This is a genomic window from Acidipropionibacterium jensenii (assembly GCF_005890135.1).
GTDB lineage: Bacteria > Actinomycetota > Actinomycetes > Propionibacteriales > Propionibacteriaceae > Acidipropionibacterium > Acidipropionibacterium jensenii.
On sequence record NZ_CP040635.1, the window covers coordinates 920,910 to 933,157 of the forward strand.

Consider the following 12,248-nt stretch of genomic DNA (forward strand, 5'->3'; position numbering starts at 1 on the left):
TCGGTCCCGGGCTCAGCGCCTGGAGATGACCTGCTCGGCGGCACGCCGCCCGGTGCGCAGCGCTCCCTCGGTGGTGGAGTTGACGAAGAGGTACTCCCCGGCCAGATGCAGCCCTGCCACATCGTCGAGATGACCTCGCAGATCGGTCATCGCCTCGAGCTGTTCCGGTGACTGCTGGCACAGCGCCCGGTCCCAGCGGATCACGTCGGTGAATGCCGGTTCGTCGGGGAACTCCGGGAAGAATCGCTGCATCTCGGAGATCACGGCCCGCCGGCGGGTCGGCTCGTCCATGGCGACCAGGGTGTCGTCGTGCCAACCGGCGGTGAAGGCGTGCATCAGACCGCTGCCCCGCGGGCCGCGCTGCCCGAAGGCACCGCAGTTCTCGTCGAAGGCCCGGACCAGGATGGAGTCCTCGCTCTCGGGAATCATCAGCGAGACGAAGTCGTCGGGCACGACTCGGCGCTCGCGAGCCAGTAGTGCCCCTTATGGTGGTGTAACCCGCTGGTGACCAACCCGTCGGCCTCCGCGACTTCGTGGTGGACGGCAGCGCGGTCACCGTGTGATCCTTCGAGAAAGCTCTCTACTTCTCACTCGAAAGGAACAACCACGATGACCGCTCCTCATATTGTCGACCCGACGCGGGTCCTGGACCAAGCCCTGGGCCAGGCCTCCCCGGACCTGCTGCGCTCACTGCTGCAGACGATGATCAACATGCTCCTGTCAGCCGACGCCGACCAGGTCGCCGGCGCGGAGTACGGCCGCCCCGACCCCGACCGCCTCGTCCAGCGCAACGGCTACCGTCACCGCGACCTGGACACCCGGGTCGGCACGGTGGACGTGGCGATCCCCAAGCTCCGCCAGGGCAGCTACTTCCCCGAGTGGCTGCTGGAGCGGCGCAAGCGCGCCGAGTCGGCGATGATCACCGTGGTCGCCGACGCCTACCTGGCCGGGGTCTCCACCCGCCGGATGGACAAGCTCGTCAAGAGCCTGGGTATCGACTCCCTGTCGAAGTCCCAGGTCTCCAGGATGGCCGCCGACCTCGACGCCCAGGTCGAGGCCTTCCGCCACAGGCCTCTGGGCGAGGCGGGCCCGTTCACGTTCGTGGCCGCTGACGCCCTGACGATGAAGGTCCGGGAGGCCGGACGGGTCATCAACGCGGTCGTGCTGACTGCCACCGGGGTCAACGCGGACGGCCACCGGGAGGTCCTGGGCCTCCAGGTCGCCACCGCTGAGACCGGGCCGGCCTGGAACACGTTCTTCGCCGATCTGGTGGCCCGGGGCCTGTCCGGGGTGCGGCTGGTCACCTCGGATGCCCATGCCGGGCTGAGGGAGGCGATCGCGGCGAACCTGCCCGGGGCTGCCTGGCAGCGGTGCAGGACCCACTACGCGGCCAATCTGATGAGCGTGTGCCCCAAGAGCCTGTGGCAGGCGGTCAAGGCCATGCTCCACTCGGTCTACGACCAGCCCTCCGCGGCCGCCGTCGACGCCCAGTTCGACCGGCTGCTGGACTATGTGGAGGCCAAGCTTCCCCAGGTCCATGCCCATCTGGACGCCGCGCGGGCCGATCTGTTGGCGTTCACGAGTTTCCCGGTCGACGTGTGGCGCCAGATCTGGTCGAACAATCCTCAGGAGCGGCTGAACAAGGAGATCCGGCGGCGTACCGATGCCGTGGGGATCTTTCCCAACAGGGAGGCCGTCATCCGGCTCGTCGGGGCCGTGCTGGCCGAGCAGACCGATGAGTGGGCCGAGGGCCGGCGCTACCTGGGCCTGGAGGTCCTGGAACGCTCACGAGGCACTCACAACCCCGACGGCCCGGACCAGACGCACCTGGAAGGAGCAGACCCCATCCCACCCGAACTGGCAGCCTGACCCCGTATCGAAAGATCACGAAACGGATACACCACTACCAGGGACTTGACCCTCGAGCCCGAATACGTAGTTGTAGGTGGAGGTGTAACTACACGCCGACAGGTCATCGGCCATCCGCCCGGGCAGCGCAGGGATGATCCTTCGTGCCACCTGGGCATCGGTGGCGCAGATGACGGCGCTCGCCGCAACGACTCCTTCGGGAGTGCGTACACCCGTGACAGCCCCGTTCTCCACCACGATCTCCTCCACCGGCGTCGAGAGCCGTACGTGGTCCTGCACCCGATCGTGGAGCGCATCGGTGATCGACGCCATGCCGCCCTCAAGGGTTCGCATGCCTCTCATCAGTGCCAGGGTGGCCAGTGGCAGGGCGATGCTGACATCGGTGGTGCGACCGAGCACCATCGTCGCCAGGAAGGGCCCGAGGATCCGGTCGGTGAACTCCGGGCCGCCGTGTCGTCGGCCGAACTGCGCCGTGGTGGTGGCTTGGAGACGTGAGAGCCAACTGAGGTCGTACTTGCGCGAGGCGGGCCCGGCCTTCACCAGGTGGGGCAGCACGGTCGCCCCGAAGCAGATCGCCTGGAGGTAGACCGAGAGCGGTAACGCACCTCGCAGGAAGTGCCACAGCTGGGCCGGGCGCATTCCGCGTCCCAGGGTGAGGTACCAGGTGCACTGACCGTCCCACATCCCGAAGCACTGGGTGCGGACCTTGCGGACCTCGTCGAGGATCCCGAGTTCACGCAGATACTGGCCGGTGGTCTCCCACTGCGGCTCGGTCATCGTCGCGCCGATGGCCCAGGTGGAACTGCCGTTCGTGCGATTCCCGACCCGGCCACCGACCCGGTCACCGGCTTCCAGCAGCACGTAATCGAGCCCGGCTCGTTGCAGGGTGTCGGCGGCCGACAGGCCGGCGCATCCGCCGCCCACCACGACGATCTTCTCGGAACTGGTCATTGCGCGAGGTCCGGCTGCGATCGGTACTGCGCCGCCGACCTCACCATGCCGTGCCGCGAGCCCCACACGATGGTCTGGCTCCTGCGGCCGACCCCGATCTTGCGATACGCATTGCGAATATAGGCCTTCACGGAATTGATGGTGAGGTAGCAGATCGAGGCGATCTCGTCGTTGGTGGCGCCCTCGCAGATCAGCGCGAGCATCTGTGCCTCCCGAGCCGACAGCTCTCGCCCCTCTTCCTGCGATCGGAATACAGGCTCAGTATTGGTGGCCATGGCTCGTTCCTCTCTGTATCGACTCACTGAACGGATCGCCCAACTTCTCCGACGCTACCCTTGGGTGCCGCAAACTCAACGCGGCGGAGAATTCCCTCGATGGAATTCGTGATGGAGCAGCGGTGACAACCCCGTGGCAATGCTTTTGGACGGCACCCTATGCCGTCGTGTGAATGTCCTCGGATCAATCGCCCGCGTCCCCCGTGCGGGTTCACGCGGCCCAGGCTACAACCAGCCGATCACCGACCGGGACCGCCACGGCCGGGTACCCGACCGTGGCGACGGCATCATCCGATCGGTGCGCCCGAACGTCGCACTGCGATGAGGGGACACTCGAAGGGATCCTGATGGCCCAGCCCCACGCTGTCGATGTAGGCGGTGACGCTCCGCAGCGCCTCGGCCAGACCGGTCCTGGTGTAGCGCACGTCGTGCTCATCGCAGAACCTCTTGATGACCTGTGCCGCCCTGCGCAGATTGGGACGGGCCATCGAGGGGAACAGGTGGTGCTCGATCTGATAGTTGAGACCACCCATCAGAAAAGCCGCCAGTCGGCCCCCGCGAATATCACGGGCGGTGAGAGTCTGACGCCGGAAGAAATCGAGTTTCACGTCCTTCGGGACGAGCGGCATCCCCATATGATTGACGGCGAAGACGGTGCCGAGATAGAACCCGAACACCGCGAGTTGGAGCCCGAGGAATGCCAGTGCGCGGCCCGGTGAGAGGACCAGGAACACCAGGCCGGTGAAGCCGACGAGGCGAACCAGGATCATGCTGATCTCCACGCTGCGGTGCTGGACGGGGCCACGGCCGAACAACCGCTTGAGGCTCTGCACATGGAGGATGAGCCCCTGGAACAGCAGGAATGGGGTGAAGCCGACACTCTGATGAGCCAGGACCCACCTCGCCACCGCGCTGCGGCTGCGCAGGGCCCGCAGCGAGTCGGTCCGGACCACCGGAATCTGGATGTCCGGGTCGTAGCCGACGCGATTGGGGTTGCCGTGGTGGCGATTGTGCTTGTTGTTCCACCAGCCGACGCTCATGCCGACGTACAGATTGCTGATCACCAGGCTAGCCCAGTTGTTCCACCTCCCGGACTGGAAGATCTGCCGGTGGGCCGCGTCATGGCCGAGGAAGGCGATCTGGGTGAAGACCAGGGCGAAGACCGCCGCCGTGCACAGCTGCCACCACGAGTTGCCGATCTGGATGAACACTGCCACGAGTCCGCTGAGCACGACCGTGAGCAGCGCGAATCGCACCCAGTAGTACCCGCGTCGGCGGCCCATCAGGCCCGCCTCCTGCATCTGGGAGCTCAACTGGGAGAACTCCGTCGTGGCCCGTTGCCGACGGGCCTTTCCGGGGACTCGGCCGGTGCGGTGCGACCCGCCGTCGCGGGGCCCAGCACGGCCATTCCCAATATTCTTGACATCCTCAACAGGATGAATTCCGGAAACCGCAAGTGGAGTGTCTGACATGGAACCTCTCCTTCGAAAGTGAAGCGAAGGTCGCCAGTCCTGACCACCTCTATTTATTTTACGTCGCCATCCCATCGCCCAAGATGTGTCATATTAAGAACTTCGTAAGTAACCCCCGGCTCCGGATCCGGGACCCTCCCGGTTGGCACGGCCGGTTCAGCCCAGCGGGTACAATCCCTTCAGAATCGGGGCGTGCGAACTGACCGCTCCCGGGGCTGAATCCTCGCCCCGGCAGTCGCGCAGCGGTGATGGCCGGTCCTCCTCGGGGGCCGCCGACGGCCGACAGCACTCCCGACACCCGCCATCACCGGCGCACCGCCGGCAACCGCAAGGAGATCTCAGCAATGAGCGCCCAGGTACTCATCTCGGTCGCCGTGGCCAACGACTACCCGGTCATTGCGCACGGTCTGGCCGAGATGCTCGGAAGGGACCACCGATTCCAGGTCGTCGAGTCGCTCTCCCTGGCGACCCCCTCGTCGCCGGTCGACATCGTCCTGTTCGACGCCTTCGCCAGGCGGGATGACGATTCCGAGCTGGGGGCTCTGCTGCGAGACCCTAAGTGCGGCAAGATCGTGGTCTACAGCGGAAATCTGGACCCCGAGAGAGTGAGCCTCACCTTCCGGATGGGGGTCTGCGGGTACCTCTCCAAGGCCTTGGACGACCGTCAGCTCGGCGATGCGCTGGTCCGGATCCATCAGGGCGAGCGGGTGATGGAACTGGAACCCACCGGCAGCGACACCCAGTATCACGCCTGGCCAGGCCAGAGTTACGGACTGTCGGCCCGTGAGGCCGAGATGCTGGCCCTGATCTGCCAGGGGGCCACCAATGAGGACATCGCCACGTCCTGCTATCTGACGATCAACTCGGTGAAGACCTACATCCGCAACGCCTACCGCAAGATCGGCGTCTCACGGCGTAGCCAGGCGATCCTGTGGGGGGTCGGACATGGCATGTCACCGACAACCACCTCCAGATCCGAGCAGACCACCGGCTGACCCCGCTCTCGGTCAGCCGTCGCGGACCTGCCTAGGCCGCACGGCTCCCGCCGCCGGCCTGAGATCTCCGGTCAGGCGGCCTGCCGCGGATCGCCGGTGATACGCGAGGGGGCGGCGCCTTCGCACCGCCCCGCATCCTCGAGCTCGCCGGTACGGCTCGGGTTCAGACCTTTCAGGCCTTCTGCCCGCGGCCTCTGATCCAGCCCCAGACGAAGGAGAAGATGATCGCGCCGATGACCGCGGTGATGAACGATCCCCACGACCAAGGGTTGGAGAAGGTTGCGCCCACGCCGCCGCCACCGAACAGGCCTCCGATGAATCCGCCGACGATGGCGCCGATAAGACCGAGCACAATGGTGCTGCCCCAGCCGCCGCCCTGCTTACCAGGGAGGATCAATTTGGCCAGTGCTCCGGCCAACAGACCGACAACTATCCATGAGATCACAGTTCCCATGATTTCTCCTTTCGAAAAGAAACCTCCTTCTCCTCCAGAGTACGGGAAAATTCACCAGAACTCTCCCCCGGAGGCAAATTACTCCGAGAGGTGAATACGTGCTTCCGCTGAACCGACCCGTCGCTTGATCATTGACACCGGCACCTCAGCGGGCCAGTTCCCGCGCCGCCCGGGCGATATCCGAGGCGGAGATACCGGCCCAGCCGAGAAGCTCGGCGGTGGTGCCGGATCCGGGCAGTTCGCGCACTGCCAGGTGGCGCACCGACAGGTCCGCCACTCCGGACCGAACCAGCGCGGCGACCACGGCCTCCCCGAGGCCTCCCTCGGGATGGTGGTCCTCGGCCACCACGATCCGCCCGCCGGTCTGACCGACCGCATCGACCAGGGTGGCGGCGTCGATCGGCTTGACCGAGTAGCAGTCGATCACCCGGGCCTCGATGCCCTCCTCGGCGAGCAGGTCTGCGGCCTTCAGGCTCTCGTGCAGGGTCACCCCGGCGCCGACGAGGGTCACCTCGTCCTTTCCGTTGGAGCGCAGGATCTTCGATCCGCCGATCGGGAAGTCCTCATCGGAGTCGTAGACGACCGGGTACCCGCCGCGCGTGGTCCGCAGATAACTGATGCCCTCGAGATCGGCCATCTGTGCGACCAGGGCGCCGGTGCTGACGGCGTCGCTGGGGTAGAGCACGGTCGAGCCCAGCACCGCACGCATCATCGCCAGATCCTCCAGGGCCATCTGCGAGGGGCCGTCCGCACCGATCTCCACACCGGCGTGGGAGCCGACGATCCTGAGATCCGCGCCCGTGATCGCCCCCATCCGGATGAAGTCGTAGGCACGGGTGAGGAAGGCCGCGAAGGTCGACGCGAAAGGCTTGTATCCGCGCACGGCGATCCCGGTGGCGGCGGCGATGAGCTGCTGCTCGGCGATGAACATCTCGAAGAAGCGATCGGGAAGGGCTTCTGCGAACGCCCCCGCACCACTCGAGTTCGACACCTCGGCGTCCAGCGCCACGACTCGCGGGTCGGCCTGTCCGAGAGCCGTCAGGGCGGCCCCGTAGGCCTTGCGGGTGGCGACCTCCTCACCGTGGCGGTAGTGCGGCAGCTGCAGAGCGGCGCCCGGTGCCGGCGTCTCCTGACGGGGCGCCTCGGGCGGCCGCAGGCTCCTCACCAGGATCTGACGGGGGCCACCCAGCTCGGCCACTGCCTTCTCCGCGAGCTCCTCGGGGAGCGGCTTGCCGTGCCAGTCCGGGCTGTCCTCGACCTCGGGGACCCCCTTGCCCTTGACCGTGCGGGCCAGGATGACGGTGGGGCGGCCGTCCCGGTCGGACTCGGCGGTCGACAGGGCGGCGTCCACGGCGTCCAGATCATGGCCGTCGATGGTGAGCGTGCGGGCTCCGAAGGCCTGCGCACGGTGCGCGTAGCTGTCGACGTCCCAGCCCAGCTCGGTGGGCCCCCGCTGCCCGAGCCGGTTGACGTCGACGATCACGATGAGGTTGTCGAGATGGTAGTAGGAGGCCTTGTCGAGAGCCTCCCAGACCGATCCCTCGGCCATCTCGGAGTCTCCGCAGAGCACCCAGACCCGGTAGGGCAGCTTCTCGAGGTTCTTCCCGGCCAGGGCGATCCCCACGCCGTCCGGAAGCCCTTGGCCCAGTGATCCGGTGGCGACGTCCACCCAAGGCAGGATCGGGGTGGGGTGACCCTGAAGGCGCTGTCCGAACCGCCGGTATCCGCCGACCAGTTCCTCATCGCTGACCTGCCCGGTCGCCTTGAGCACCGAGTAGACCAGCGGGGAGGCATGCCCCTTGGAGTACACCAAGTGGTCATTGGTGGGTGTGGCCGGCTGGTCCCAGTCGTAGCGCAGATGGCGGGTCACCAGGACCGCCAGCAGGTCTGCGGCGGACAGCGAGGAGGTCGGATGGCCGGAGCCGGCGCTGGTGCTGGCCCGGATGGAGTCGACCCGCAGCTGCGCTGCGAGCTCGGCCACCTCCGCGAGGTCAGGCCTCTCCTGGTCCGATCCCGTGGCGGCCTGTGCAGAGACCTTCGAAGGGATGTCTGCCGGGGTCGCGGCAGTGCGGCTGCCATCGTCGGCAGTGGTCTCCTCGGTGGTCATGGCGAGTCCTTCCGGATCGACAACACGGCTCACCGCCGAGATCGTGATCCTGCAGCCCCCCGAACGGTGCACCGTTGCGTGCGCATCCTTTGATGCTGCCATCCACCGGGTTCACCCACCACACCCTCCGGGGTGTAGTCGCCCACCCGGACCGATCGGTTCCCGGTGCAGCCCCGACGGATGGCGTCCCCGACCGATTGGCCCCGCCAGGCGAGGCTGCACCGTCGCGCCGGTGGCCGTGCCGGCAGCAGGACCGGCCGATGGAGGGACTGTTTGTCATCCGAGACGCGCGGCGAGGGGTCGGGCCCCTCCGGCAGACTCGTCGGTACCCCAGCAAGGAGACCCGCAATGACCGCGCTCGCCTCAGGCAACGGCGCCCCCACCAGACCCACCTCACCCGATGAGATGCGCAGGATCGCCCTTGCCGGCGCCTTCGGTACCGGCATCGAGCTCTACGACTTCCTGGTCTTCGGACTGGCAGCGGGACTGGTCTTTCCCCACCTGTTCTTCCCACACTCCGATCCGCTGACCGGCACCCTGGCATCCTTCATGGCATTCGGGGCCGGCTTCATCTCCAGGCCGCTGGGCGGGATCATCTTCGGCCACTTCGGCGACCGGGTCTCCCGCAAGACGATGCTCGTCATCACCTTGCTGGCCACCGGCACCTGCACCGTGTGCATGGGGCTGCTGCCGACCTACCAGACCATCGGTGCACTGGCCCCGGTGCTGCTGGTCACCCTTCGGGTGCTCCAGGGGGTCTTCATGGGCGGGGAGCAGAGCGGCGCCTTCATCATGGTGGCCGAGCACGCCCCGGCCGGTCGCAAGGCCTTCCTCGGCGCCTCGGTGACCGCCGGCTCGCCGATCGGCAGCCTGCTCGGCATCACCAGCTTCCAGGTGGTGGCGATGATCACCGGCAGCGCCTTCGGCGTCTGGGGCTGGCGGATCCCCTTCCTGGCCTCTGCCATCCTCATCGCGATCGGCCTGTACGTGCGGGTCGGGATCAGCGAGAGCCCCGAGTTCGAGCGACTCCAGGCGGAGTCGAAGACCCGGAAGGTGCCGATCGCCGGCGTCTTCTCCCATGCCCTGATCTTCCTGGTCGCGGGCATCCTGGTGAACCTGGGGTTCAACCAGTTCATCTTCATCGTCAACTCCTTCACCACCTCCTACGCCGCCAAGACCATCGGCTTCAGCCAGAGCGAGGTGCTGCTGGCCGGCCTGGTCGGATCCGCCGGAATGCTCGTGGTGGTCTTCATCGCCGGCCATCTGGCCGACCGGTTCGGGATGGCCAGGGTGATGGCGGTCGGCGCGCTGTTCCAGATCGTGTGGGCCTTCCCCTACTTCTGGCTCATCAACAGCGGCAGCCTGCCGGGGCTCTTCCTGGCGATGGTGGCGGCCTATGTCGGACTGAGCTTCGTCTTCGGGCCGATGGCCGCCTACTACGTCAGCCTGTTCCGGCCCGAGCACCGGTACTCCGGGGTGGCGCTGTCCTACAACCTCGGCGCGGTGCTGGGCGGGGGCCTGTCCCCCTCCATCGCGACCGCCCTGCTGGGTCACTTCCACGGCAGCGTGGGGATCTCGGTGTACGTGGCAATCGGCGGCGCGCTGACCCTGGCCGGACTGGCGATCAGCTCCCGGCATCTCAGCCGCAGGGACGCCACCACCGACGACCAGGTGACGCCGGCAGAGCTCCAGGGGGCCGGACAGCTCGGCTGAGTGCCGACCGGACCCGATCACTGCGACACCCCGAAGTGAGGTAACCCTTATCAACCCGCAACTAGGCTTCGGGGCATGGCGAAATCGATACAGCAGGTCCGGGTGACCGCCGTCACACGGCAGGTCCCCGGAGTCGTCTCGATCGACTTCGAGCCAGGTGGTCTCTCCCCGCGGGTCTTCGTCGACGACCACGTCAAGATCATGCTGCCCGCCCCCGGCCCCGAGCACCTGTCCGCCCCCGACTCCCAGACCCTGCCCGCCGCCGGCTCCGAGACCCTCTCGACGCCAGATCCGGCGGCCCCGGCAGCCCAGGCAACCCAGCCGGCCCCGGCCCCCGCGCCGTTGCTGCGGACCTACACCCGGCGTCGCGCCGACCCGGCCACCGGCGCCTGGGGGATCGACGTCCTCCGGCTGCCGCACGACGGGCCGGGAGCGCGCTGGGCCGACTCGGTGGCGCCGGGCGACGTCGTCACCGTGCGCGGCCCGGGCGGGCACTGGCAGATGCCGGACTCCACCGAGCCGATGACCGTGCTCATGGTGGGTGACGCGGTCGCCCAGCCGGCCATCGCCAACGCCCTCGAGGCGCTGCCGGCCGACTCCTCGGCGGTCGTCCTGGTGGAGCAGGGGGACCTCCACTACCCGCTGCCGCAGCGTCCGGGGGTCCGGATCGTCCCGGTGCCGGTCTCGCCGGGAGGGGCGGCCCTGGTGGACGCGGTCCGCGACCTGGCGACGCCGTCGGGGCCGTGGTGGGCCTTCGTGCACGGCCAGGCCGAGATGGTCCGGCCGCTGCGCCGCCATCTGCGGGTGGACCGGGGGCTCCCGAAGGATCGGATGCACCTGTCGGCGTACTGGTTCTCGGGTCGCGACACCGAGGCGTGGCGGGCGATCAAGAGCCGCTTCAACAAGGCGATGATCGCCGAGTCGGGAGACTGAGAGACCGTCCGAGGAGGGATGTCGGGGCACCCCCGCCAAGGGCCCGGAGGAGCCGCCCGTGAGAGGCTGTCCCGACGGGCGGCGTCCACCGGAGTGCTCGTCGATCCATCGCAGGGAGAAGGCAGGAATGGACATCCAGGAACCGATCTCGGTGACCGTGGCCAATGACTACCCGGTCATCGCCCACGGCCTGGCGCAGATGCTCAACGAGGACCCCCGCTTCGAGGTCCTCGAGTCGCTGGCCCGGGCGACGCCCTCCTCCCCGGTGGACATCGTGCTCTTCGACGCCTTCGCGCGACGCGAGGACGATGCCGAGCTGATGGCCCTTCTCCACAACACCGCGTGCAGCAGGATCGTCATCTACAGCGGCAACCTCGACCCGCAGCGGGTCCGTCAGGTGCTGGACGCCGGAGTCCGCGGATACCTCTCCAAGGCCCTGGAGAGACGCCAGCTCGGAGACGCCCTCGTGCAGATCTACCGCGGGGAGGACGTCGTCGTGCTGGACCCCTGGACCGCCGAGGACCAGTCCCACCCGTGGCCGGGGCAGGAGACCGGGCTGTCGCCCCGGGAGGCGGAGATGATGGCGCTGATCTGTCAGGGCGCCACCAACGACGAGATCGCCCGGTCCTGCTATCTCACGATCAACTCGGTCAAGACGTACATCCGCAACGCCTACCGCAAGATCGGAGTCGAGCGCCGCAGTCAGGCGATCCTCTGGGGTGCGGCGCACGGCATGGTGCCGTCCAGCAGCGCCGAGACGGTGGGCAGCGGCCAGGCCTGAGGCGCCGGCCGGCACCCGGCCGGCCTGTGAGGCTCGGGCAGCGCTGCCTGTGAGACCGGGCGGAGTCTTCTGTGAGGCGCCGGGGCTATCTCCCGGCGCCCTGCTCGGTGACGGCCGTCCCACTCCGGACGGCGTCCTGCCCGCTTGTCGTGGTGTCGGTGTCGGGGTGCTGGCCCTCGGGAGATCCGGGACACCCCACTCCCCGGTTGTAGGCCGCGCGGTAGATCTCCTGGGCGTGGAGCGGCAGGGTCTGGCGCAGGAAGTCCGGAAGATCATCAATGCTCGTGTACGCCATCTCGGTCCCCTTGTCGGTTCGGTCCCTTGGTCGGTTCGGACTCACTGCGCGACGTTGCGGCGGCGCCCCGAGGGGTGACGCGGCGGACCCCGGAGGGGCCCACCGCGCGATCGGTGTCAGGCCTTCGACCTGCTCCTGATCCATCCCCAGACGAACGAGAAGATGATGGCGCCGATCACGGCCGTGATGAATGACCCCCACGACCACGGGTTGGAGAATGTCGCGCCGACTCCACCGCCTCCGAACAGGCCGCCGATGAGTCCGCCGACAATGGCTCCGATGAGGCCGAGCACCATGGTGCTGAACCAGCCGCCCTCCTGCTTTCCCGGAAGAATGAGTTTGGCCACGGCTCCGGCCAGAATTCCGATAATGATCCATGAGATGATGTTTCCCACGACTGATC

General features: G+C 67.7%; 13 protein-coding genes. 5 read left to right on the top strand and 8 right to left on the bottom strand.

Features of this window, described 5'->3' with window-relative positions; genetic code table 11:
- Positions 1 to 12: 12 nt before the first annotated feature.
- Complete coding sequence (locus FEZ32_RS04015) at positions 13 to 453, bottom strand: FAD-dependent oxidoreductase (RefSeq protein ID WP_138679994.1); 441 nt, start codon at positions 451 to 453, stop codon at positions 13 to 15.
- A 156-nt stretch (positions 454 to 609) separates the two neighbouring features.
- Here FEZ32_RS04015 and FEZ32_RS04020 point away from each other — a divergent pair, with 156 nt between their 5' ends.
- The gene (locus FEZ32_RS04020; RefSeq protein WP_138679995.1) at positions 610 to 1,869 is read left to right on the top strand and encodes an IS256 family transposase; all 1,260 of its coding nucleotides are present in this window, start codon (positions 610 to 612) and stop codon (positions 1,867 to 1,869) included.
- Between the two features lie 15 nt (positions 1,870 to 1,884).
- On the opposite strand, the gene FEZ32_RS04025 is transcribed toward FEZ32_RS04020, so the two are convergent.
- From FEZ32_RS04025 to FEZ32_RS04035, 3 genes are all read right to left on the bottom strand, one after another.
- Entirely contained in the window at positions 1,885 to 2,820 is a 936-nt protein-coding gene (locus FEZ32_RS04025) for a protoporphyrinogen/coproporphyrinogen oxidase (RefSeq protein WP_138679996.1), read from the bottom strand.
- Entirely contained in the window at positions 2,817 to 3,095 is a 279-nt protein-coding gene (locus FEZ32_RS04030) for a response regulator transcription factor (protein ID WP_097828547.1), read from the bottom strand. Before FEZ32_RS04030 ends, FEZ32_RS04025 begins: the two co-directional genes overlap by 4 nt.
- A 287-nt stretch (positions 3,096 to 3,382) precedes the next feature.
- A complete protein-coding gene (locus FEZ32_RS04035; protein ID WP_236082079.1) occupies positions 3,383 to 4,408 on the bottom strand; it encodes a fatty acid desaturase family protein in 1,026 nt (341 codons plus the stop codon).
- Between the two features lie 407 nt (positions 4,409 to 4,815).
- Here FEZ32_RS04035 and FEZ32_RS04040 point away from each other — a divergent pair, with 407 nt between their 5' ends.
- Positions 4,816 to 5,562 carry a response regulator transcription factor gene (locus FEZ32_RS04040; RefSeq protein WP_244937900.1) on the top strand — a complete coding sequence of 249 codons (747 nt, stop codon included), beginning with the start codon at positions 4,816 to 4,818 and terminating at the stop codon, positions 5,560 to 5,562.
- Between the two features lie 172 nt (positions 5,563 to 5,734).
- Here the strand turns inward: FEZ32_RS04040 and FEZ32_RS04045 are convergent, their stop codons facing one another.
- A complete protein-coding gene (locus FEZ32_RS04045) occupies positions 5,735 to 6,016 on the bottom strand; it encodes a GlsB/YeaQ/YmgE family stress response membrane protein (RefSeq protein ID WP_027587251.1) in 282 nt (93 codons plus the stop codon).
- 145 nt (positions 6,017 to 6,161) lie between these two features.
- On the bottom strand, positions 6,162 to 8,123 hold the full coding sequence (locus FEZ32_RS04050) for a transketolase (RefSeq protein WP_138679997.1): 1,962 nt from the start codon (positions 8,121 to 8,123) through the stop codon (positions 6,162 to 6,164).
- Between the two features lie 348 nt (positions 8,124 to 8,471).
- Between FEZ32_RS04050 and FEZ32_RS04055 the strand changes: the two genes are divergently transcribed.
- The 3 genes from FEZ32_RS04055 (at position 8,472) to FEZ32_RS04065 (ending at position 11,550) form a co-directional block, all read left to right on the top strand.
- The gene (locus FEZ32_RS04055; protein WP_138679998.1) at positions 8,472 to 9,836 is read left to right on the top strand and encodes an MFS transporter; all 1,365 of its coding nucleotides are present in this window, start codon (positions 8,472 to 8,474) and stop codon (positions 9,834 to 9,836) included.
- 75 nt (positions 9,837 to 9,911) lie between these two features.
- The gene (locus FEZ32_RS04060) at positions 9,912 to 10,769 is read left to right on the top strand and encodes a siderophore-interacting protein (RefSeq protein ID WP_138679999.1); all 858 of its coding nucleotides are present in this window, start codon (positions 9,912 to 9,914) and stop codon (positions 10,767 to 10,769) included.
- A gap of 127 nt (positions 10,770 to 10,896) precedes the next feature.
- Complete coding sequence (locus FEZ32_RS04065; RefSeq protein ID WP_138680000.1) at positions 10,897 to 11,550, top strand: response regulator transcription factor; 654 nt, start codon at positions 10,897 to 10,899, stop codon at positions 11,548 to 11,550.
- Between the two features lie 85 nt (positions 11,551 to 11,635).
- On the opposite strand, the gene FEZ32_RS04070 is transcribed toward FEZ32_RS04065, so the two are convergent.
- Together FEZ32_RS04070 and FEZ32_RS04075 are read right to left on the bottom strand one after the other, a co-directional pair.
- Positions 11,636 to 11,845, bottom strand: coding sequence for a hypothetical protein (locus tag FEZ32_RS04070; protein ID WP_036982168.1), 210 nt, complete (start codon positions 11,843 to 11,845; stop codon positions 11,636 to 11,638).
- 116 nt (positions 11,846 to 11,961) lie between these two features.
- Positions 11,962 to 12,240 carry a GlsB/YeaQ/YmgE family stress response membrane protein gene (locus tag FEZ32_RS04075; protein WP_028703643.1) on the bottom strand — a complete coding sequence of 93 codons (279 nt, stop codon included), beginning with the start codon at positions 12,238 to 12,240 and terminating at the stop codon, positions 11,962 to 11,964.
- Positions 12,241 to 12,248: the final 8 nt, after the last annotated feature.